This window comes from Parafannyhessea umbonata (assembly GCF_900111255.1).
Taxonomy (GTDB): Bacteria; Actinomycetota; Coriobacteriia; order Coriobacteriales; family Atopobiaceae; genus Olsenella_J; species Olsenella_J umbonata_A.
Genome location: NZ_FOGP01000004.1, coordinates 11,476 through 33,314 on the forward strand (window position 1 = coordinate 11,476; position 21,839 = coordinate 33,314).

General features: G+C 61.4%; 23 protein-coding genes, 2 tRNA genes and 2 pseudogenes. 14 read left to right on the forward strand and 13 right to left on the reverse strand.

The window, feature by feature from the left end:
• Positions 1-304 precede the first annotated feature (304 nt).
• The 4 genes from BMY31_RS05685 to BMY31_RS05700 all read left to right on the forward strand — a co-directional run bounded on the left by BMY31_RS05685 (position 305) and on the right by BMY31_RS05700 (position 3,181).
• Positions 305-1,369, forward strand: a complete 1,065-nt coding sequence (locus tag BMY31_RS05685) for a response regulator receiver protein (RefSeq protein WP_078687378.1) — start codon at positions 305-307, stop codon at positions 1,367-1,369.
• The gene (locus BMY31_RS05690; protein ID WP_078687377.1) at positions 1,366-2,337 is read left to right on the forward strand and encodes a hypothetical protein; all 972 of its coding nucleotides are present in this window, start codon (positions 1,366-1,368) and stop codon (positions 2,335-2,337) included. The genes BMY31_RS05685 and BMY31_RS05690 overlap by 4 nt, the downstream gene beginning before the upstream one ends.
• Positions 2,338-2,368: 31 nt before the next feature.
• Positions 2,369-2,443 (forward strand) — tRNA-Glu (locus BMY31_RS05695).
• 429 nt (positions 2,444-2,872) lie between these two features.
• Positions 2,873-3,181, forward strand: coding sequence for a hypothetical protein (locus tag BMY31_RS05700; protein ID WP_078687376.1), 309 nt, complete (start codon positions 2,873-2,875; stop codon positions 3,179-3,181).
• A gap of 18 nt (positions 3,182-3,199) precedes the next feature.
• Here BMY31_RS05700 and BMY31_RS05705 read toward each other — a convergent pair whose 3' ends face one another.
• Together BMY31_RS05705 and BMY31_RS05710 are read right to left on the reverse strand one after the other, a co-directional pair.
• The gene (locus BMY31_RS05705; RefSeq protein WP_143802945.1) at positions 3,200-3,424 is read right to left on the reverse strand and encodes an ABC transporter ATP-binding protein; all 225 of its coding nucleotides are present in this window, start codon (positions 3,422-3,424) and stop codon (positions 3,200-3,202) included.
• Between the two features lie 242 nt (positions 3,425-3,666).
• Entirely contained in the window at positions 3,667-4,500 is an 834-nt protein-coding gene (locus BMY31_RS05710; protein WP_078687374.1) for a helix-turn-helix domain-containing protein, read from the reverse strand.
• Between the two features lie 234 nt (positions 4,501-4,734).
• On the opposite strand from BMY31_RS05710, the gene BMY31_RS05715 reads away from it, so the two are divergent.
• From BMY31_RS05715 to BMY31_RS05755, 10 genes and pseudogenes are all read left to right on the forward strand, one after another.
• Positions 4,735-5,166, forward strand: a complete 432-nt coding sequence (locus BMY31_RS05715) for a PTS sugar transporter subunit IIA (protein ID WP_078687373.1) — start codon at positions 4,735-4,737, stop codon at positions 5,164-5,166.
• A 38-nt stretch (positions 5,167-5,204) separates the two neighbouring features.
• Positions 5,205-5,702 (forward strand): PTS system mannose/fructose/N-acetylgalactosamine-transporter subunit IIB, encoded by a 498-nt coding sequence (locus tag BMY31_RS05720; RefSeq protein ID WP_078687372.1) that lies wholly within the window; start codon positions 5,205-5,207, stop codon positions 5,700-5,702.
• A 109-nt stretch (positions 5,703-5,811) separates the two neighbouring features.
• Complete coding sequence (locus tag BMY31_RS05725; RefSeq protein ID WP_078687371.1) at positions 5,812-6,675, forward strand: PTS mannose/fructose/sorbose/N-acetylgalactosamine transporter subunit IIC; 864 nt, start codon at positions 5,812-5,814, stop codon at positions 6,673-6,675.
• Between the two features lie 2 nt (positions 6,676-6,677).
• Positions 6,678-7,511, forward strand: coding sequence for a PTS system mannose/fructose/sorbose family transporter subunit IID (locus BMY31_RS05730; RefSeq protein ID WP_078687370.1), 834 nt, complete (start codon positions 6,678-6,680; stop codon positions 7,509-7,511).
• Positions 7,512-7,527: 16 nt separating this feature from the next.
• On the forward strand, positions 7,528-7,902 hold the full coding sequence (locus BMY31_RS05735; RefSeq protein WP_143802946.1) for a hypothetical protein: 375 nt from the start codon (positions 7,528-7,530) through the stop codon (positions 7,900-7,902).
• Between the two features lie 119 nt (positions 7,903-8,021).
• A complete protein-coding gene (locus BMY31_RS05740) occupies positions 8,022-8,849 on the forward strand; it encodes a Cof-type HAD-IIB family hydrolase (protein WP_159443995.1) in 828 nt (275 codons plus the stop codon).
• A 293-nt stretch (positions 8,850-9,142) separates the two neighbouring features.
• A pseudogene (locus BMY31_RS05745) lies at positions 9,143-9,511 on the forward strand (recombinase family protein); the annotation flags it as partial.
• 81 nt (positions 9,512-9,592) lie between these two features.
• Positions 9,593-9,988: pseudogene (locus BMY31_RS08930) on the forward strand (recombinase family protein); the annotation flags it as partial.
• On the forward strand, positions 9,980-11,131 hold the full coding sequence (locus BMY31_RS05750; RefSeq protein WP_257612388.1) for a recombinase family protein: 1,152 nt from the start codon (positions 9,980-9,982) through the stop codon (positions 11,129-11,131). The pseudogene BMY31_RS08930 and the gene BMY31_RS05750, both read left to right, overlap by 9 nt.
• A gap of 197 nt (positions 11,132-11,328) precedes the next feature.
• Positions 11,329-12,462, forward strand: a complete 1,134-nt coding sequence (locus BMY31_RS05755; RefSeq protein WP_091009057.1) for a cation diffusion facilitator family transporter — start codon at positions 11,329-11,331, stop codon at positions 12,460-12,462.
• Positions 12,463-12,489: 27 nt separating this feature from the next.
• Here BMY31_RS05755 and BMY31_RS05760 read toward each other — a convergent pair.
• The 11 genes from BMY31_RS05760 to BMY31_RS05810 form a co-directional block, all read right to left on the reverse strand.
• A tRNA-Leu gene (locus tag BMY31_RS05760) sits at positions 12,490-12,574 on the reverse strand.
• A gap of 35 nt (positions 12,575-12,609) precedes the next feature.
• On the reverse strand, positions 12,610-13,611 hold the full coding sequence (locus BMY31_RS05765; RefSeq protein ID WP_091009060.1) for a Ppx/GppA phosphatase family protein: 1,002 nt from the start codon (positions 13,609-13,611) through the stop codon (positions 12,610-12,612).
• Positions 13,608-14,213, reverse strand: a complete 606-nt coding sequence (locus tag BMY31_RS05770) for a hypothetical protein (protein ID WP_091009062.1) — start codon at positions 14,211-14,213, stop codon at positions 13,608-13,610. Before BMY31_RS05770 ends, BMY31_RS05765 begins: the two co-directional genes overlap by 4 nt.
• Positions 14,214-14,455: 242 nt before the next feature.
• Positions 14,456-15,331, reverse strand: coding sequence for a nucleoside triphosphate pyrophosphohydrolase (gene mazG, locus BMY31_RS05775; RefSeq protein WP_091009065.1), 876 nt, complete (start codon positions 15,329-15,331; stop codon positions 14,456-14,458).
• A gap of 10 nt (positions 15,332-15,341) precedes the next feature.
• Entirely contained in the window at positions 15,342-16,067 is a 726-nt protein-coding gene (locus BMY31_RS05780) for a GntR family transcriptional regulator (protein WP_091009068.1), read from the reverse strand.
• Between the two features lie 77 nt (positions 16,068-16,144).
• Entirely contained in the window at positions 16,145-16,795 is a 651-nt protein-coding gene (locus BMY31_RS05785) for an HAD family hydrolase (RefSeq protein WP_091009071.1), read from the reverse strand.
• Positions 16,796-16,866: 71 nt separating this feature from the next.
• Positions 16,867-17,850 carry an SIS domain-containing protein gene (locus BMY31_RS05790; RefSeq protein ID WP_078687360.1) on the reverse strand — a complete coding sequence of 328 codons (984 nt, stop codon included), beginning with the start codon at positions 17,848-17,850 and terminating at the stop codon, positions 16,867-16,869.
• 74 nt (positions 17,851-17,924) lie between these two features.
• Entirely contained in the window at positions 17,925-18,776 is an 852-nt protein-coding gene (locus BMY31_RS05795; protein WP_091009073.1) for a PTS system mannose/fructose/sorbose family transporter subunit IID, read from the reverse strand.
• Between the two features lie 12 nt (positions 18,777-18,788).
• Positions 18,789-19,589: a PTS mannose/fructose/sorbose/N-acetylgalactosamine transporter subunit IIC gene (locus tag BMY31_RS05800; protein WP_078687358.1), complete on the reverse strand. Its 801-nt coding sequence runs from the start codon at positions 19,587-19,589 to the stop codon at positions 18,789-18,791.
• Positions 19,590-19,678: 89 nt separating this feature from the next.
• Complete coding sequence (locus BMY31_RS05805) at positions 19,679-20,605, reverse strand: PTS mannose/fructose/sorbose transporter subunit IIAB (protein ID WP_090991440.1); 927 nt, start codon at positions 20,603-20,605, stop codon at positions 19,679-19,681.
• Between the two features lie 202 nt (positions 20,606-20,807).
• The gene (locus BMY31_RS05810; RefSeq protein WP_091009295.1) at positions 20,808-21,788 is read right to left on the reverse strand and encodes an SIS domain-containing protein; all 981 of its coding nucleotides are present in this window, start codon (positions 21,786-21,788) and stop codon (positions 20,808-20,810) included.
• Between the last annotated feature and the right edge of the window lie 51 nt (positions 21,789-21,839).

Below are 21,839 nucleotides of genomic sequence, written 5' to 3' on the forward strand. Positions count from 1 at the left end.
GACTTTCGTCCTTCAGACCTACCAAATCGAGCCAGTCAGGGTCCTTCCTCACCCAACCAAGGCACAGCATACCCGTGCCAACTTTTGGCTTTCTTCTAAATCCGCATACCTTTTTATCAGGCCATTTACTGATTCGAAACAGTGTTTGCATTGACGTTTTCTAATGTCCACAAGAGTATGTACATTTGCTTTGTGTCGACCGCCGTCGCCCCAAATCCCCAAGGCGGCGCATGGCCTATATTTGGGTATGTATATGCCACGCCCCGCACGCCGGGGCCGCAACCGCCTACCACCAGGAGCCTGCGTGTCGTTCGATCCAAACAAAGAAGACTACCAGCGGCTAGGCCTCCGCTTTGCCGCATCGCTCGACGGACAGGACCCCCAGAACGTTGCGCGGAGCTTTGCGAGCTTTGGGCGGACCTTCGCCCGCGACCGCGACAGCCTGCCCCAAACGGACCAGGACCGAGCCTTTCACCTTGTTGCCGTCGCCGCGACGACCATCGACTACGAACTGCCCTTCGCCGACGACGTGCGCGCGAAGCAGCTCATCCGGAAGGGTCACCAGCTCTTGGACGAGGCCCTTCAGCTGGACCCCACAAACGTAGACGCGCAGCGCATGAAGGCCGCGGCGGACATCCCCTCGTTCGAGGGATACTACGACTTCCTGCTCGACGGGGTCGACTCCGCGCGCGAAAAGTCGTTCAAGGCCGCAGGCCAGGCCGCCGAGGCCGAGCCCCACGGAGAACGCGCGAGGCTCGCCCGAGAGCTCGCCCTTCGCCCCTACCTACGCTGGCTTTCGACCCTGGCAAGCAAGGCCATCATCTGCGGTCACAACCGCCAGGCGCTCGCCACCTGTCAGAAGGTCTTCGAGCTCGACCCTCAGGACCAGGCCGACGCGCGCTTCACCGCCGCCATCGCCTACGCCAAGCTCGAGGACGAACAGGGGCTCGAGGGGCTTCGCCGCTTCGGGCGGAAGCAGACCGGGCTTCGCTCGCATGACGGCGACGACGCCTGGCTGCAGATTGCCCGCATCTCCATCGCTTACAAGAGACACGACCTGAGCACCGCAGAGTCGCAGCTGCGCGCGCTCCTGGGCAGCTACCCCTTTGCAGCCGAGGCGATCGTTTCTCAGCGAGAGCTCCCCGACGGCGTGTTTGCCCGGCTGGCCGTACCCGCCTTCAGCGAAGACGAGCTCATTCTTGCCATCTCGGAGTGCACCGTCCTAATACAGGAGGGCCGCGACAGGGCCGGCCGCGGCGCGCTGGGCTCCTGGCTCATCCAGGCCGCCCACCGCATCGACCCCGCCGGAGCCAGCCGTGGCCTCGAGCAGGATTCCGCCGACAACCCCAAGGGAGGCCTGAGCCGATGAACGCACGAGACGAGTTCGTACTCAGGCTTGCGACAAAGCGCGGCGCCAAGCTGAGACTTTCGGACAGCGGCTACGCAGAGTTGCTCCTAGCCGTGCAAGAGGACCCCACGAAGTTCATGGAGGACGCCTCGGACGAGGCCTTCCTCTGCATTGCGCAAGCACTTCGCCGCTACAACGAATCCCGGAGCAAGGACGAGTTCCTCGACGACGCCGACTTCATGCGCGAGCGCAAGCGCCGTCTCGAGCGCATGCGCCAGGATTGCGCGCAGGCCCTCGAGCTTGACCCCGGCTGCACGGACGCCCTCCTCCTGGAGGCAATAGCCCAGGACAGCGACCTCGACGCACTTCTCGACCGCCTCTTGGAGGTTGAGCGTGAGGCGAGCGAGAAGGACGGGCCCCTTCAGGCTGCGGGGTCGGGCGACGCCTGGGATGACGTCATGGTCCGCCCGCGCCTACGCGTTCAGGCGACCATCTCGCGCACCTGCCTCGACACGGGACGCTTTCGCATGGCGGACGCCGTCGGCCAGTCGCTCATCGCTCTTTCCCACAGCGACCACCTGGGCGCCCGGCACACCTGCGCGCTGGCGCTCGCCCGACTAGAGGATGAGGAGGCCTTCGACGCACTTGACGCGAAGTTCTCGAGACGAGGGGACTGCTGGCTCCAGCTCTCACGCGTGATCCTTCTGTTTAAACTCGGGCGCATGGCAGCCGCCCGTCGCGCGCTGCGCGGCTTCAGGGGCCTGTGCGAGGGCGGCATCTACGCGCTCCTGAGACCCGTTATGGTCGACACTTACATGCCTGACCGGCCACAGTGCGATCCCTACAGCTTTGAGGAGGCTACGGTCGCCATCCACGAGGCCGACCCCATCATCGTTGACGTTCCCGACCTTCCGCAATGGGTCGAGAATCAGCCTGACATGCGCGAGGCGGCGATGTCGTTTGCGCAGAGGATGGGTTTTGACTGGTAGCAAGGGTCCCGTCTGGTATACTGCAGCGTGCGTCCCCATCGTCTAGTGGTTAGGACATCGCCCTTTCAAGGCGGCGACACGGGTTCGAATCCCGTTGGGGGCACCACGTTACTTCAGCTCTCTATCTCCAGAGAGCTTTTTTGTTAGGACAACGTCCCAGGGAGTCGAACCGCAAGGTCGCAAGGCGCCAGTGGCGCCTTGCGGGGTGAGCGCGAAGCGCGAACCCTCAGAGCCTTGCCCGAAGGGCAACGCGGGACTCCCGCTGGGGGCACCACGTGAGATTAGCCCTCCTATCTCTAGGAGGGTTTATTGTTAGGTCAACGCCGCAGGGAGTCGAACCCGTGAGCGCGTGCGTTGGCACGATATATCTGCCGAGTGCGCAATGCATTTTTTACAGTGATGGCATAAGTAACTGTCGGTATATAGATTCAAGAAGCAATGGGCTTAGCTGCCCACAGGGAGAAGGAGCACGTCAATGGAAAAGGTAGAGCGTTTGCTGGCGGAGCTGAAGGAGCATGCCTAAGCACAGGAACTCTTGAAGGAGCGCGACACGATCGAGACCATGTCGGACTTTGCCGAGGTAATCCTGTCCTCCGCGCAGAGGCTGGGGGTCGAAACGGATGTTGATGCCCCCGAGCTTGCTGGGTACCTGGAATCCATGGAGGCCTTCCAGAGAGACTCTACGGAGCAGGCGGCCGATGCGTTACTCGAGCTCGAAGATAGTGATCTGGAGAATGTTGCAGGCGGCAAAGGCCATTCGTGCGGTCAGTCTATGGGTGAGGCATTCGACCATGCGTTTGAATGCTGGAGCAACGACAAGTGCGCCACGTTCCTCTGGAACTAATCGGAGATGAAGTACATCCTAAACCGACAGATACATCTCGTTCTTCATGTCGTAGATGATGCGCTCGCTGATCCACGAGTTGATGTAGTTCTCCAGCACGCCCACCAGCTGGCTCGCGAGCATGGCGCCAAGGGCGGTAAACAGTAGCCTGACCAGCAGAGTCAGGTCATCGCCTACCAAGGCCTGGTCGACGATGCGTCCCGTGATGATGGGGGGGCAGCAGGCCCACAACGCTCGAAACAAGGATGGCCACGAAGACGGCAATGAACTGAAGCCAGTAGGGCGCAAGATAGCTGAGGATTCTCTTGAGCAGCTGTGGCGTCACCTTGGGCGCATTGGCCTTCTCTTCCTCGGTCAGAAACTGCTGTCGTCTATATCCACCCGGTGCTGGCATGGCTACTCCTCAGGTGGTGGGTTTTGCCCATAGTACCAGCGGATTGTTACCACTTTGCAGCGCGTGTTCGTCCCCGACGGGCGAGCCGGCGTTAGATTTCGCGAATCTCGCGGATGCGCCATTCGCGCGGCGTGAGGCCCGTGGCGTGCTTGAAGGCCGTCTGCAGGTGGCTCTGTGATGAGAAGCCGGTCTGGTAGGCAATCTGTGCAATGTCGTAGTCAGTGGTGTCAAGCAGGCGTCGCGCACGCTCGACGCGCACGCGCCTCACGTAGGCCGCAAAGGTCTCGCCCGTCTCGTTCTTAAAGCGTGTGCAAAGCGTCTTGCGGCTCACGCCCAGGGCGTTTGCCACCGAGTCTCCGTCGAGGCGCTGCGAGAGGTGGCTGCGTACGTAGTTCATTGCCTGATGCGAAAGCGGGTGCGTACGCGCTTTGCCCTCTTTGCGAACAGCCTTGGTCAGCTCCAACATCATGGGAAGCACCAAGTAATGGGCCACTTCCTCGTTGCTCGTCTCGTTGGCGAGGTTCATATAGTGCTGTGTGATGGCAAACGAGCGGATGGCGGGCAATCCGCCCTTGCGGGCGGCCTCAATACAGGTGCTGGAAAGGAAGGCCACGGCAGAGCGTCCCTGTAACAGCGGATCGTCTGAGGTCTTGGGCTCCATAAGCGGCATGTCGGTGCGGATGAAGCGCAGCAGACCATCGGTGTCGCCCAAGGCTATATAAGAAGCAAAGCCTTCGTACTGCTCGGCGATCTCGCGAGCAGACACGTCGGTGCTCACTGCTATGAACTGCATGTTCTTTGAGTAGGTCACGATCTCGGACATCTCGTCCTCGACGCTGGCCTTGTTGACAAAACTGACGGCGTCAATGATTTCCTGCTCGGTAAGAAGGGTGGGCATGACCAGCTCAAGATCTACGGCACTCATGAACCCTCCAATTGTGTGTGCACTACCACAAATCTAAAAAAAGGCGTAACACAGCTTGTATCTCAAACGATTTGCCATCTTCATACTTTACACACACAGTTACAGTTTGGCGCGACAAATTCAGAGGGTCGTACGAAAGCCCTCGGTTGTCATGCAAAACAGAAAGGCCGCGCTCTTTGGTCATAAAACTGAAAGGCCAAAAGGCGGTCGCGGAGAAGAGGGGAAAATCACCACATGCGTTACCTGCTTCTGGTCAGTCACGGCACAATGGCACCCGGCGTGCATAGCGTCATCCGCATGCTCCTGGGCGATCGTGAGAACGTGCTCAGCTGCTCGATGGAGGATGGCGTGTCGGCTGACACGTTTGTCGAGAAGCTTCGTGAGGTCATCGCTCCCATTACCGCTGACGACTCTGTCGTAGTCCTCGGCGACATCGTGGGCGGCTCGCCTCTCACCAATACCCTGAACACCCTCACCGAGGCTGGGCTGCTCGCCAAGACGATCGCGTTCGGCGGCCTTTCCCTGCCCATGGCTATCAGCGCCCTCATGGCCATCGAGGACGACCTCGATGACTCTGCCCTTGTTGAGAACGTCGTTTCCGAGGCAAGGGAGGGGGCTCGTCAGGTCGAGCTCGCCTTCGAGGACGAAGACGAAGACGACCTGTAAGGAACGACCCGCTTAGAAGGAAAGAAGGGAAGGCAACTATGATTTCGTTCGTCCGTATTGATGACCGTATGATTCACGGCCAGACCGTCACCCGCTGGAGCATTGAGTATCCCTGCGACGGCATCATCGCAGTCAATGACGTTGCGGCAAGCAACCCGGTCCTGAAGGCTGCCTACAAGGGTGCCGCTCCCGACAAGAAGATCTTTGTCTGGACCATGGACCACTTTAAGGAGAGCGCCGAGAAGGTGCTGGCCAGCAAGACCAAGTACTTCCTCATCACCAAGAACCCGCTTGACATGAAGGAGATCCTTGTTGACTTCGGCTTCAAGCCGTCCGACGTCAAGCGCGTCATCGTCGGCCCCTGCAACGACCGCCCCGGCACCGTCAAGCTCGGCAACAACCAGTCGATCACCGCTGAAGAGGCTCAGGCCTTTGAGGACATGACCAAGGCTGGCTACACCGTCGAGTTCGCACTGGTCAAGGAGACCTCGATTGGCGAGTGGCCCAAGTTCCGCGACCAGTTTGACGTTAAGTAGTTCCCTAGGCACCAACACCCATGGGCCCAGCTGGCAGGCGTACCCATGGGTGAGGCAAAAATGCCCATAAGGGCAATCTGTAAGTAGTGTAAACGGTTAGGAGGAGTTCATGGGAATCTCCATGTTCCAGGCCATCTTGCTTGGCCTGTTCGCCTGCTTGGCATCACTGCCGGGCATGGGCGGCACCACGGTCGGTAACTACACGCTCGGACGCCCGCTGGTGGGCGGCCTGATTGTCGGCCTCATCATGGGCGACATTCAGACCGGCATCATCGTCGGCGCAGCCATCCAGCTCGTCTACATCGCACTGGTCACCCCCGGTGGCACCGTCTCCGCAGACGTTCGTGCCGTCACCTACATCGGCATCCCTCTGGCCATCCTGGCCATCCATGCCCAGGGCCTGGATCCCAGCTCTGAGGCCGCCTCTGGTCTTGCCGCTTCCCTCGGCGCCGCCGTTGGTACCCTTGGTACCGTTCTGTTCTATGGCACCGCTACCCTCAACCTCGTGTGGCAGGGCATCGGCTGGAAGGCCATGGACGGTGGCAACTGGAAAACCATCAAGAAGACCATCCCCATGGTCGACTTTGTGTTCCCGTGGATCAGCCACATCGCATTCTCCTTCATCCCCACCGTGGTCATCTGCCTCGCCGGTGAGTCGATGGTCGGCCTGATGAAGGACTACCTGCCCATGGACGGCGTCGCCATGAAGACCCTCTTCACGGTCGGCTCGCTGCTTCCCGCCGTCGGTATCGCAATTCTGTGCAAGCAGGTCATCCAGAAGCCGCTCGACTGGGTCACCTTTGCCTTTGGCTTCATTCTGGCCGCAGTCATGGGCTGCAACCTCATCTGCTCGGCTGTCATCGCCGTCTTCTTCGCTCTGATCAACTTCAAGGTCGAACAGATCAAGCTTGCCCGTCCCGCCGTCGCTGCCGCTGGCGCAGCCTTCGACGATGAGGAAGAGGAGGACATCTAATCATGGCTGACCTCAAGAAAGTTTCCGCTGGCGCGCGCAAGAGCGCGTTCCTCCGCTGGATTTATGGCAACCTCACCTGCTTCTCGCAGGAGCACATGCAGACCTTTGGTTACCTTGCCGCCATGCTGCCCGTCGTGGACGAGCTGTATGACAACGACGAGGACAAGGTCAAGTACCTCAGCACCTATCGCACGTTCTTCAACACCGAGCCTCAAATCGGCACCATGGTTGTCGGCCTGACCGTCGGTCTTGAAGAGGCCCGCGCCAACGGTGAGCCCCTTGACGACGACACCATCAACGGCATCCGCGCCGGTCTGATGGGCCCGCTCGCCGGCCTCGGCGACTCCATCATCGTCGGCACCTTCATCCCCATCCTGCTCGGCATCGCCCTTGGTCTCTCCACTGGCGGCAGCGTGCTTGGCCCGCTGTTCTACATCATCGTGTGGAACCTCGCCATGTACTTTGGCATGAAGTTCGCCTTCGATCAGGGCTATGAGCTCGGTGGCTCCGCCGTTGAGGCTCTTGTCGGTCCGCAGTCCGCAGCTCTCCGTGACTCCATCGTCATGGTCGGCACCATGGTCATCGGCGCCGTTGCCGCAACCTGGATCAACATCACCACTGCCCTGAGCTTCCAGTTCTCCGCCGACAGCGGCCTGGTCCTTCAGGACACCCTCGACTCGATCTTCCCCAAGTTCCTCAACATCTTCTTCGTATGGCTGTGCTGGTACCTCATGACCAAGCGCAAGATGTCCCCGACCGTCGTCATGGGCCTGCTTGTGGTCGTCGCTCTCGTGGGCGTTCTGCTCGGCTTCTTCGACCCGGGTCTGTCCTACTAGTCATCAACGGAACGGAGTGGGCAAGATGGGACTTCGTGTGGCGTTTCGCGGAAAGGATGGAGAGCCCTCCCTCTATCGCCGTGCCTGGAAAGAGACCGACAACCCGCTGGTTGCCGAAGCTCGCGCCCAGACCCTCGCGATCCAGAAGCTTCAGCTTTGGTTGCGTCTTGCCTACTCCGCTCTAGCCCTGGCTGTGCTCTTGGGCTATTGGGGCTTTCAAGAAGGTGGAGGGCTCGTAGCAGGGATTGCGGGTGTCGTTATAGGTGTCCTCGCGCTCGTGTGCGTATTGGTGCTCAGAACGGGCATTAACAACGGGCGTAAGAACGTCAACGCCATGCTCGAATCGCTGCAACCAAATAAGGAGCCGCACGCTTCTGTCTCAGGTGAATAGAAACGTGACTACCTCCCTTCCTTTTTCCTTTGCCCCGCATGGACCCTCCTCCATGCGGGGCGCCCTTGTAACGGCCTGAGCTGCGTGCGATTTGCCGCAGCGCACTGAGAGGAGCTGACGTGACCGATCAGCCGCAAGTGGGAATCGTCTTTACCGACGTGGACGGTACCCTTGTCGACAACGAGCATCATCCCATGGCCGCAAGTGCCCCCACCATCAGCGTCGTTGCGAAGCTGATGCCGTTCTGCCTGGTGTCGGCCCGCTCTCCCGAGGGGCTCTACCCCATTCAGGAGCAGCTGGGCTTTACGGGGCCGCTTGCCTGTTTCTCGGGTGCGTATGTGCTCGACCACGAGGGCAACGAGCTCTTTAGCACCGTCATTCCCACCGAGCATGCCCTGCGCATCAAGCGCTACCTCGAAGAGGAGCTGCCCGATGTGGTTGCCGGTACCTATGGTTTTCACGATTGGATCGTGGACGACCGCTCGGACCCGCGCGTAGTAAAGGAAGAGTACTTCGTGCAGGCCGAAAGCCGTGAGAGTCGCGATCTTGCCGGAACCTTTGGTGACCGAGGCGTGCACAAGTTTCTTCTGATGGGCGAGCCCGAATCGATCTTGGCCGCCCAGAGCAGGGTGGCGCAGGAGTTTCCCGAGCTGACGGTAGTGCGCTCCAACGCCACGCTCTGCGAGATCATGAGCGGAGGGGCAAGCAAGAGCCACGCTATCGAGGTGCTCTGCAACCACTACGGGGTTAGCCCTGCCGAGGCTGTGGCCTTTGGCGATGGCCCCAATGACATTGACATGCTTGCCGCAGTGACGCAATCGTACGCTATGGCCAACGCCGAGGAAGAGGTCAAACGCGCGGCGGCACACACGATTTCCTGGAGCAACGTGGAGAGCGGCGTGGCACGCGCGTTGGCCCAGCTTGTGCTTGACACCGATTCCCTCTGATCTGAGGCGGGCATATCTGAGCCTGGTTCGTTTCTGCTGACAACATGAGCCATGCCTGCAGACAAGAACAGGGGGGCTGTATCAAAAAGCCTCTGAATAGAACGGGTGGGTTCCGCGAGGGGCCCACCCGTTCTCGTGCTCCGGGATGCCGCCTCACTGCCTCGCACATTGCCCGACTACCTAAACTACCTGCGGTTTTGCCGTCAATCCAGGTATAATGGAAGGAGAGCGAGAGGAGATGGGGATGTCGGAGCCCAGGTTCAAGCCCTGCATGCAGGACCTACTACCGCAGCTCTGCAGCGGCCTGTGCCGCTGCATCAATCGAGCAGCAACGGAGGCAAGCCCACGAATACGCAGAGAAACATGGCTATGAGATCGTGAGGGAGTACCAAGACTCCCCATGCCTGTCTGGGCGCGATAGCTTTCACGGTCTGCAACAGATGCTTGCCGAAGTCTCGGAGATACACCCCACCATCCTCATCGAATGGAGCGCGGATCGCATCTCACGTGACCCCTCGACGGTGGAGGTCACCAAGAAGTCCCTCCGTGACGCAGGATGCGGAGTCGAGTACATCGCTGGGGGCAGTCGAGAGGACACGCCCGAGGGCCGACTCATCGAGAGCTTTTTCGACGGCCTTGAGGGTGCTGCCTCGGCCCAATAGGGGCATGGAGGCCAGACTATGTCCAAGAAGAAGTTCATCCGTAACGACAACGATCTGGCAATCGCCTAATACCGCTACAGCAGCTCAGCGCAGAACGAGGCGAGCATCGAGCAGCAACGCGAGCAGGCGCACGCATACGCCGAGGCACACGGCTACACGATCATCAAGGAGTACGTGGATCCGGCGCGATCAGGACGAGACGAGAACCGTCCCGGGTTTCAGCTGATGCTCGCCGAGGTGCCGAAGATCAAGCCAACCGTCCTCATTCTCTGGAAGACGGACCGCCTCGCCCGTGACCAAGCGATGGCAGCGATTGCCAAGCGCGCCATCCGCAACGCCGGCTGCGCGATCGAGTTCGTTGCGGAGACCACCCCTGACGACACCCCGGAAGGTAAGCTCATCGAGAGCTTTTTCGACTCACTTGCCGAATTCTATTCTGCACAGCTGAGCGTCAACACGACCCGTGGCATGCGCTACAACGCAGAGGCGGCGAAGTTCAACGGCCACCGCGTCTTCGGTTATCGCAAGAGCGAGGACGGTCGTTACGAAATCGATCCCGACACAGCTCCCATAGTGAGACGGATCTTCAACATGTATGCCGACGGAAAGTCGATGTCCGAGATCATCGAGTACCTGGATGCCCAAGGCATCCGAAGCGTCAACGGAAACAGGATGACCATCAACAGCCTGCGTCACATACTGCACAATGACCGTTACCTCGGCATATATCGTTATGCCGACATAGAGATCCCCGGAGGAATGCCCCCGATTGTCGACCAGGTGCTGTTCGACATAGTTCAGCAGCGATTCAAGGAGAACCAGCGAAAGGGACCCCATTTCGCGAACGAGGCTGACGAATCGGACGTGCCGCGTTACTGGCTGACCGGCAAGTTGTATTGTGGGAAGTGTCGCGAGAGCATGCACGGTTTGTGCGGCACCGGCAAACATGGGGAGCGACATTACTATTACGCCTGCAAGAATCATCGTAAGCGCCGGTGCTCGAAGCGCAACGTGCGCAAGAGTCTCATCGAGGCGAGGGTCATCGAGATCCTGCGGAACATCCTTGCAGACACCGAGAACAGGGCAACCCTGGCAGTTGACATATCCAGCTACTATCGAGAGCATTACTTGGACACGCGCTACCTCGACGGCCTCAAAGGCGAGCTCTCCTCAGTGAACAAGGCGCTCAACAACCTCGTCAAGGCGATAGAGAAGGGGCTACCCTTTACCGATTCGATTGCGGACAGGCTTGCCGAACACGAGGAGCGTAAGCGCGCCCTCTCTGAAGCCATCGAGGCCGAGGAGGCGCGAGCCAGAGTCGCCCAAGACGAGGCGAGCATCAGGGCGTACTTCGAGAAGTACTCGAGCGCTGACTTCGATGACGAAGAGACTCGAGATTCCATCCTCAACTACTTCGTCGACAAGATATATCTCTATGATGACGGCCGCCTCGTCATCACGGGATGGTACTCGGACCTACACCACGAGTTGATGTTTGAGGATTTGTGCGGCGATGATGATGACTACGGTTTCGTCTACGACCAAAGCCTTGGCACAGGGTTCGCCTACCCCGCGGACGGGGGCACCAGCTTTTCAAGGAGCCGGGCTTGCGCTAGCTAACGCGCAGTCGCCCGGAGAACGGGCGGAGCAGGGTCTACGGACCCTGCTCCGCTTTTTACAGACGCTCGCGTGCAGAGCCGCTGGAACCGTCGGCAGCATAGGCGCGGCGCAGGTCGCACGCAGGGGCAGCTCAGGTGCTATGATGGGCCCATGTGAGCCCAAGACCCACCGTCCACACGACAAGAAGGCGGTCGACCATGACGAAGGGCACCGAGGACGGTCAGGCGAAAAGGCGCGATCGCGCAATCGTCAGGACCAGCGTCGTCGGGATATTGGCGAACGTGTTTCTCGCCACCTTCAAGGCGGCCGTGGGACTCACCGCCAACTCAGTCGCCATCGTGATGGACGCAGTCAACAACCTGTCAGACGCAGCGAGCTCCGTCATCACCATCGTCGGCACGAAGCTCGCCGGAAGGGAGCCGGACCAGAAGCACCCCTTTGGGTACGGGCGAGTCGAGTACCTGAGTGCCATGGTAATCTCGCTTCTGGTTCTGTATGCGGGCGTGACCGCGCTTGCCGAGTCCGTCAAGCGCATCCTCGTGCCCGAAGAGCCCGACTACGGCGCAACGTCACTGGCCATCATAGCCGTGGCCGTCGTGGTGAAGATTGTGCTTGGCCGATACGTCAAGGGCGTCGGGGAGCGGGTCGGTTCCGGCTCGCTCGTCAACTCCGGCGAGGACGCCATGCTCGACTCCGCGATCTCTGCCTCGACCCTGGTGGCGGCAAGCGTGTTCCTGTTCTTCCACGTCTCGCTGGAGCCCTGGCTCGGCGCAATCATCGCGCTCGTAATCATAAAGTCAGGCCTCGAGATGCTGCAGGAGACGCTTTCCAGCATCCTTGGGCAGCGCGCGGACGCGGGGCTGGCACGCGAGATCAAGGCGACCGTCACCAGCTACCCCGAGGTCACCGGCGCCTACGATCTGGTGCTGCACGACTACGGCCCCAACGCCCACAACGGGTCCGTCCACATCGAGGTCCCTGACACACTTTCGGCAGACGAGCTGGACAAGCTGATTCGCACGATCACGGTCGACGTCGCCCAGAGGCACAACGTCATTCTGACCGCCATCGGCGTCTACTCGGTCAACACGAAGGACCCGGAGGCGGTGGTGGCCAGAAAGAAAGTCGCCGAGATCGTACGCGACCACCCCGACGTCATCCAGATGCATGGCTTCTACCTAGACAAAGACGAGAAGACCCTGCGCTTCGACATCGTGGTCGGCTTTGCCGCCAAGGACCGCAACCAGGTCTACAGGGACATTCACGAGAAGGCGCAACGGGAGTTTCCGGGATACTCGCTCCAGATCACGCTGGACACGGACTTCAGCTGATAGGACCCTACCGCAGAGCCGAGCAGATGGTAGGGGCAGTGGGGCTCGAACCCACAAGGCCGAAGCCGGCGGATTTTAAGTCCGCTGCGTTTGCCAATTTCGCCATACCCCCAAGGGCCCAAGCGCGACTTGCGTCGCAGGGTTGTTCTACCTTAGCACGACGAGCCCCGGCTTCCAGCCGAAGGGCGCCGGAACGCCCTCCACGGCGGCGGCCGCGCAGATGGCGAGGCCAAACAGAAGGTCGCTTTCGCTCACGGTCATGGCAGTCGCCCCCGTTGCCTCGAGCAGCGCAGATATGACCGCGATGCCGCCAAGTATGACGGGCGCGCGCTTGGATTGAATCCCCTTCAGCTTCGCGCGCTCCGGCACGCTCAGGGGCGCGAGGCGCTCCAGCAGGGCGTCGACGCTCCGGGTGGGAAGGCTCTTGAGGTGCACGAAGCGAGAGTCGTACGGGTCAAGCCCGGCATCAAGGGCGACGAGCGTGGTCGCCGTTCCGCCTGTCACCACCAGGGTGTCGGGAACACCCACGTCGCCGCGCTCGGCCAGCGCGCGGGAGAACTCCTCACGTGCCCATTCGCGCGCGGCCGCGACAGTATCGGCCGGCGTCGGAGCCTTTGCCAGGTAGCGCTCGGTCGCGCGGCGCGCACCGACGTCAACCGAGCGGACCCAGGCGAGGCTGAGGCCGTAAGAGCCAGGAGCCTTCTCGTCTGCGGTCAGACGGCCGATGGCCAGCTCCGTCGACCCGCCTCCGCTGTCTGCCACGAGCAGGCTCTTCTGCCCAAAGTCCTGCGCGACGCCCAGGAACGTGAGCGAGCCCTCGATGGAGCCCGCGATAACCTCGGGCCTCAGGCCGCGCTTGGCAAGGTCGGTCAGCAGCTCGTCAGAATTGTGCGCGTCGCGGGCGGCAGAGGTCAGTGTGCAGCAGGCGACAGGCGCGCCCGCCTGGAAGGCCATGCTCAGGTAGCTGTCCACGCACTGCACGACGCGGCTGCGCGCGGCGTCGCTGATGCGACCCGATGCGTCGAGCCCCTCTCCCAGATTGCAGATGGTTGACTGCTTGAGCATGCGTTGCACGCGACCGCCCTCGACGTCGGCCACGGCAAGGCGAGCGGTCACCGTCCCAATGTCGATGCAGGCGACGCGCGTCATTCGTATACCTCCGTGGGGTCGTAGCCAAAGACGAAGTCGAGGACCTTGGTCTTCTGGTCGCGGTTGTCCTGATAGCTGACCTTCTGGGTCGGATCAAGCTCGTCGTCCTCGAGGCCCTCGGCCGTGGCGCTTGTCTCGCCCTCGTACACCCACCCGCGCTCGCGGGCAGCGTCCTCCACGCCCTCGCGCGACTGGAGGCGCGAGACGTCGTCCTGCAGCGCATCGTTGCGCTGGCCCTCTAGGGTTAGGAGCGTTTGCAGGTCCTCGTTCTTGCGCGTGCTGACGTAGGCGTCGCGAGCGGGACCGTACAGTGACGCGGCGACGAGCAGCACGACGCCCATCACGATAAAGGGAATGCGATGTCCGCGCACGAAGGAGGCGGCGGAAGTCACCACCTCGCGCGGGCTGCGGCGAGGCTTCGATGCCTCATGGCCGTGCGCTTCTCCCCTTCCGCGCGAGGTGGCGTCGGCCTCGCGCGAGACGCGGTCAACGCGGCGGGAGCGAACCGAGTCATGCGACACGTGGGTGTCTGGACGTGCCGCACGGCGATGGCCATGGGCACGCTCGCGCGAATCGCCGCGCGGAGTCGGTGACTGTCTCATGGGGCGTCCCTCCGTACGAAGCATCATGCCTTGACGGGACGCAGGCACAAGCGCGCCCGCGTTTCTATCGTAATGGTTAGTCATGTCGCCGTTTCTTCGTTTGAGCCGTGTTTCTGGCGAGCGTGAGACGCTCTCTAGTCCTAGTTATAGCAGAGCCCCGCGACGACCTTGGGTCGTCGCGGGGCAATAAGCGTCAAACCTCCCCCAGGGAGTGCCATCTTGATGGACCGTCGCAAGACCGGCTAGGCCCGCCTCTCGCGGAGCTTCGCCTCACGCCACAGGCCGTTGAGCCCCTCGGTCGAAAGGTCGCGAAGCTCGACACCGCGCTCCGCCGCCATGTCCTCCATAGCCGACCAGCGGCGGCGAAACTTGCGGTTGCTCGCCTCAAGAGCGGCCTCCGCGTCGATACCCTCGCGCCGCGCCACGTTCACGAGCGAGAAGAGCATGTCGCCAAACTCCTCTGCCGCCTCCGGGCTGCCCGAGGCCTCCGCCTCGAACTCGCGGCACTCGCTCTGGAACTGATCCCACACGTCGGCAACCGTATCCCACTCGAACCCGACCTTTGCGGCACGCTTCGAGATCTTCTGGCACTGCATGAGCGCGGGGAGCGACGCGGGAACGGAGTCCAACAATCCGGCGGGACGGCCGGCGTCCCTGGCATCCTGTCGCTCGGCCTTCTTCACGTCATCCCAGATGTCGACCACTGCCGCAGCATCGGCCGCCTTGCCGCCCGTTCCGAAGACGTGGGGGTGGCGCCGAACCAGTTTCCGGTTGAGCTCGCGGCATACGTCGTCGACGTCGAAGTCGCCCTCGTCGTCGGCTATCTGAGAGTGAAGGAGCACCTGCTCGAGCACGTCCCCAAGCTCTTCTCGAAGGTGGGTCACGTCTCCTTGGGCGATGGCGTCAACCGCCTCGTAGGCCTCGCCAATGAGGTCGCGTTGGATGGACTCGTGCGTCTGGACCTTGTCCCACGGGCACCCGTCGCTCTGGCGCAGGCGCCAGATGGTCCTCACCAGGCGGTCGAACTCGGGGTGCGTCTGGGGAGACCCATCTCGCTCCAGGCTCTCGGCGTCGACCCGCTCGACCGCCTCGATCAAGGCGTCGTCCCTCTCGTCCATATGGCTCCTCCTATGACAGGCTCAACTGGTAGCGTCCGCCCACGAAGGCATCGCGGCTGATGGCGATGGGAGCGCCCTGCCCGTCAAGATAATAGGTCTCGCTGTAGAGCATAGGGTCGCCGGCGGAGATTCCCAGCAGCGCCGCCTGCTCGGTCGTCGCGCGCACGGCGTTCACGTTCCATCGGCTGGTCGCCTTGGGGCGACGGCCGCAGAGCCCCTCGATCGCATCGAAGATCGACCCGTCCTCGAGGTCTGCGTTCAGAAGGGGCGCGCCCCACTCGTAGGGAACGACAACGCTCTCGTCCGCGACGGGCAAACCGTCTGCGCTGCGCGTGCGCCTGACCAGCACCATGAGTGCATCGTCGGCCAAGTCGAAGAAGTCGAGCTCATCATGGCGCGCGGGGACAATCTGGCGCTCGACTATATGCGCGCCGGGCACCGCGTTTATCTGTGCGCAGAGTTGCGAGAAGCTGCTTGTGTCGCTCGTGCGCAAAAGCTTGCTGTTCAGGCAGCGCGACTCCACGAAGGTTCCCCTTCCCTGCATCTTCGTAAGGTAGCCGTCGGAGCAGAGATCCTCGATGGCTCGACGCACGGTGATGCGGCTGACCTCATACCGATCGCTCAGCTCGGACTCCGAGGGAATCTTGTCGCCCTGGACATAGGTGCCATCTTTGATGGCCGCCCGGAGGTCATCGTAGATCTTCTGATATAGAGGGATGGTCGATGCCATGCTCATTACCCCCTCCTCGGCGAGAAGGACCAACGTCCGACGCCGTTACCGTCACTGACAATAGGTCATATACATACTACATGTTACTGCCGTGCCGTCGGCAAGCTCTTTGCGAGGTCCACGACATCGATGAGCTCGTCGACAACCACGTCGGCGCGAGACTGGTCCAACGCCACCCCCGCAGGCGGGCGCAAGGCGCACACCAGCGCGCCAGAGGCCTTGCCCGCCTCGATCCCGATGGGCGAGTCCTCGACCACGAGCGACTCGGAGGGAACGACCCCCAAATGCTCCATCGCGCGCAGGTAGATCTCGGGCGAGGGCTTGAAAGCCGAACAGTCGTGGCCGCTGATCGCAAGGTCGACCGCATCTGCCAGGTCAAGCTGCTCCAGGAAGTCGTCAATCAGGTCTCGGCTCGACGACGAGCAGATCGCAATCCTGATGCCGTTGCGGCGCAGCCGCCACATGGTGCACCTGACGAACGGGTTCGCCACCTTGCGCCAGGGAGTCGGGTGCTCCGCCGAATACTCCAGATAGCCCCGGTGGAGAAGCTCGCGCCGTCGCGGGTCGTCAGGAACCAGCTCTTTCCAGATGGCCTCGTCGTTGGACCCGGAGAAGTCGGGAGGAGCGTCTAGGTCAAAGCCGTGCCGTATGAGGTAGTTTGCACGCCTCTGGTTGTAGAACTGCTCGGTAAACGCCAGCACGCCGTCCATATCGAATAAGACCGCCCTTGCCATTTCCACCTCCAAAGAAAGAGCGGGCCGCAGCTTGACTGCGACCCGCCAGCCACGGACTCTTTGCAGCCGCGCTAGTACTCGAGCTTCCACATGTAGCGACGGACAGTCAGGGGGTGTTGACGCGCCTCCGCAATCTGCTCGGCAAAGACGCGCATGACGGCCGTGTGGACGAACGGGTTGAAGTAAGTGGCGACCTTGGAGCCCACGACACCGGACAGCCCATAGTCCTTGGCGTCGATGAGGGCAACCTTGGCGCCGAACCTCTGCATGAACGTGAGGGCGCGGGCGTCCATGGCACGCGTGGCCCCGTCCGCCATGAACAGCAGGTAGGGCTTGTCCTTCTCCGTCAGCTCAAAGGGACCGTGGAAGTACTCGCCAGTGTGGTAGGAACCGGAATCGAGCCACTGCATCTCGGAGAAGAGGAACATCGAGGTTGAGTAGGCGACCTTGGCGCTGGCGCCAGAGCCCAGCACGTAGATGCCAGTGTCGTCCTTGAAGCTCTGGGCAAACTCGTAGGCGGCCTTTGCGGATTGGCGCGCAGCGCTCTCGCAAAGCTCATAGATCTTGCCGAGGCCGTCAATCATGGGCTCGTAGAGGTCAGTGCCCTCGACCTGCCGCAGGATCTCGACGGCGAGTGCGACGGCATAGCCCATCTTCTCGACCTTTGCGGCGTAGTTCGCCTCGAATCCGTGAACGATGACGTGGTCGGCGCCCTCGGTCAGAGCCGAGCCCGCGACGTGCGTGATGGCGGTGACGGGCGCACCGAGCGCCTTGGCCGTCTTGTTCGCAGCAACGGTCTCGGGGGTGGAGCCGCCAAGCGAGCAGGTGATCACGAAGGTGCTCGGTCCAACCCAGGCAGGCGTGTCATAGTTGAACTCGTTGGCCGTGAAGAGCTGGACGTTGAGAGTCTTGGTGTTGTTGGCCAGGAAGTACTTCGCGGGGTAGAGCTCGGACATCGATGCGCCGCAGCCGACGAAGGCCACCGAGTCGATGCCGTGATTGGACAAAACGTCCGCGACAATCTGCTTGGGCTGGTTGAGGTCGATTTCGTACATGATGCACTTCTCCTTTTGGAACTATTCTTCGAGTCCGCCCTTCGGACCCGATGACGACAAGGCGGCCGAGCGCGCTACGCGAGGACTCCCAACGCGGAGAGCGCGACGCCTCCGATGATTGCGATCAGCAGAAGGGGGCCGCTCTTGACGTTCTTCTTGATGAGGTAGTAGAAGGCCATCGTCAGCGCGAGGGAAATCATCTGTGGCATGATGCTGTCGAGGACGTCCTGCAGGACGAGGGCCCCGTCGGCGAAGGTCGCGGGCGTCGTCGCGCCGATGAGCGTCGCGATCATGCTGCCCACTGCCATGAGGCCGACGATGCCACAGGCGTACATGACCTTCTCCATGGCTCCGCCCTGGAGCCTATCGAGGTACTTCGCGCCGCCCTCGTAGCCAAGCTTTGCGGCGAACCAGGTGACGAGCACCGACGGGACGATGGAGAGGACCATCGCAAGCACCGGGCCGAGGAACGAGCCTTGCTGTGCAAGCGACACGCCCAAGCCGAACGCGATGACGCGGATGGTGCCCTGGAAGAACGAGTCACCGATTCCGGAAAGGGGGCCCATGAGCGCCGTCTTCATCGCGTTGATGCCGTCAGGGTCAATGGCGCTGGGGTCCCTTGCGTACTCCTCCTCCATCGAGGCGGAGAGGCCCAGCACGAAGGCGCTCGTCTGCGGCGTGCAGTTATAGAAGGCCATGTGGCGTTTGTAGGCCTCCTTCTTGCGCGCCATCTGCTCCGAGTCGCTGTCGGCATCCGGGTAGCAGCGGTCGATCGTCGGCGCGATGCCGTAGAGGAAGCCCATGTTCATCTGTCGCTCGTAGTTCCAGGAGTCCTGAATCGCCCAGGAGCGCCAGAAGAACTGGCCGAGCTTCTTGCCCTCGGAAACCTCGGTGATCGCATCCTGAGAAGTCTTGATGTCAGTCATGTCTAGTCCTTCCTACTCGTCGTCTTCGAGCGGATCGTAGTCAGGGTCAGCTGGCGCCGTCGCCACACGGGCGTCGCCGTCGTGATACTTAACGCCCAGCAAAACGACAGCCAGGCACACCGCAATGAGGGAAACCGCGGTGACGGAGAGCTCGAGGTACGAGGAAAGCAGGAAGCCCAGGAACAGAAAGGCGGCCATCTTTTTGTTGAGCATGAGACTGAGGAGAAGGGCAAGGCCATATGCCGTGAGAAGCATTGCAGAGACGTTCAGCCCCGTGGACAGCCACTCGGGAATGAGGTTGACGACGGCCTGCACGGCGTCGGTCCCCAGGAGGACGGCAAAGAAGACAGGCAGGAAGTACATGAGCGAGTAGAGGATGGTTCCCACGACGATGTGCATGTTGGTCGCGGTCTTGAACTTACCCTGCGCGATGGCCGCATCGGCACGATGCGTGAGCACGGCGATGACGGACCTGAAAACGATGCCGAGCAACTGCCCCAACACCGCAATGGGAATGGCGATGGTCATGGCGGTCTCGACGCTTGCGTCGGTAAGGCAGGCGAAGGCAGCAGCCACAATGCCACCCAGGACCATGTCGGGTGGGACGGCAGCTCCGACGGAGACGAGGCCCATGCTGACGAGCTCCGTCGCTGCGCCGACGGCGAGGCCCGTGCCAGGATCGCCTAGGGCGAAGCCCACGAGGGTGGCGCCGACGAGCGGCTGCTCGAAGTTCATGCGGCCGAGCAGGCGCGAGTCGAGCATGCAGAACACTGCAACAAGTCCAACAAGAATCGCGCTGACAAGCGAGTTCATATAGCTCTCCTTTCACTGTTTCCAACAATCAAGCCCCCGCCGAATCGAAAGACGGCACCACATCGATGCGGTGCAGGGGTCTGTACCGCTTACAGGCTTTCGAGTTCGACGCGCTTGTAGGTGGGCGTCTGCTGGACGAAGATCTTGGTTCCCAGGCCCAGAAGCTCCTTGGTGTCCGCCTGCTCGGAGGCGTCGAGGAATACCGAGCCGTCCTTTCCGCCGTACTGGACGGCGCCATCCTTGTTGGCCGTCGCGCCATAGTTGACCTCGGGAAAGGCATGGCGCTCGGAGAACTCCAGCAGCTCATGGGTGTTCCCGAAGATGAACATGACCTTCTCGCCCAGCATCTCGAGCTTCTTCATCTTGGAGAGGGCGCATTCGACGTCGAACACGTTGAGTCGGACGTTAGCCGGCTTCGCGAGCTTGAGGGCACGCTTCTTCACCTCGTCGTGCGCCGAGGCCCCGTCGACGACGATGATGCGGTTGGCCCCGGTCTTGCCCACCCACGAGAAGACGACCTGCCCGTGGAGGAGGCGATAGTCAAGTCGAACGAGCGCAATCTGGGAGCGCTTGCCCGTGGTCGGGACGGGAGCGGCAGGGGTCGTCGTTGGGACGGGCTCGCAAGCGTCGCCGGGGCTCGTGCAGTCGACAATCGCCGAGCGGGCGTCAGCCAGCGTCGCCCTCAGCTTCCCGGCAGAAAGCGGCTTGGAGCTCAAGACGAGCGCGAGAACGAGCGGCATGTTCATTCCCGCGATGACCGTCAGCCCGGAACGCGTCGCCGCATACTCCACCATCGCGTTGTTGACGCTCGAGCCCAGCATGTCCGTAAGGACGTAGACCGTATCGCCCTGGTCAAAGGTGGCTATGAGTCGCTTGACCTTTGCGGTGATCGGCTCCCTATCGTCACGCTCGAGCGTGACGGCATGGGCATTGGAGACCTCGCCCACGACCATGCGCACGGTGTCGAGCGCACCCTCTGCCAAGCCACCGTGCGACGCAAGGATGATCTGGTTCATGTATTACAACCTCCATATTCTTAGACAGTCCTAACGCCTCGGTCATCATATATGACTTATATATATCGTAATACACGTATATAACGTTTTATAACAAGCGGTAACCATCTGAAGACGAGCGGTTAATAGTCGCCCGGGGGCGGGCACGCCGCAATAGTCGGATGGGGACGGCCCGAACGCGACGTGCCCTGGAGGGGCGTACCTAGTATTCGACCTTCCACATGTAGCGGCGGGTCATGTAGTCCTTCGAGGTCGCTTTGGAAAGCGCCCTCATGTACACGTTGTTCAGGATGGGCGAGAAGAGAATGTGGTTGAAGTACTCCGAGACGGAGTCGGGAAGGTCGTTCAGACCAATCTCCTTGCCGTCCAGAACGTAGACGTTGCATCCGCCATAGCGCTCAAGGAACGCCAGTGCACGCTCGTCGGCCTTGCGGCAGCGGCCCACGCTCATGAGCAGGAACACCGGCTTCGACTTGTCGAGCACCTCGAAGGGACCGTGGAAGAACTCGCAGCAGTTGATAGTGGGCGAGTCTATCTGCAGCATCTCCTCGATATTGCAGATCGAGAAAATATAGGCCGAACCGTAGGCGGGGCCAGAACCCATGACATAGATGGTCTTCTCGCCCGCCATCTGTTCGGCCCAACAATGCGCCAGGGGACGCGCGTATGCGACGGCCTTGCGATACACCGCATCGACGACGTCGAAGGCCGCCATCGCCGTCTCGTACTCCGCATAACCCTCGAGCTGATTGACCAGCGCCATCGCGATTTGGAGCGCAATGCTGGAGTTCACGCGCTCAACGCGGGACTCGTCCAGCGCAATGGACTCGTAGGCGATCTTTTGGTCGCAGACTGCCGTCAGGTCGGACTGCTCGACATACAGTGCGATGGTCGCCGCGCCAAGCTCCTTTGCGGTCCTGGCCGCCTCGCAGGTCTCCTTGGTGCCTCTCATCGAGCAGATGACCGCAAGAGTGTGCTCGTCAACGTAGGCCGGAGGGGCCAGGACGAACTCGTTGCTCGTAAATGTCGACGAGAAGATCGCCTTCGACTCGCGCTCCATGAAGTAGTTGGCCGCATGGAAGCCGCCAAACGAGCCACCTGCAGCAACCCAGACAACATGTGTGATGTCACGAGACTCGAGTACGCGCCCGACAATTGCTGAGACCTCTTGCTGAATAGACACTCCCATCACTCCCCTTTCGGATTCAGTCATTAGCCGACTGTGGTTCTAAGC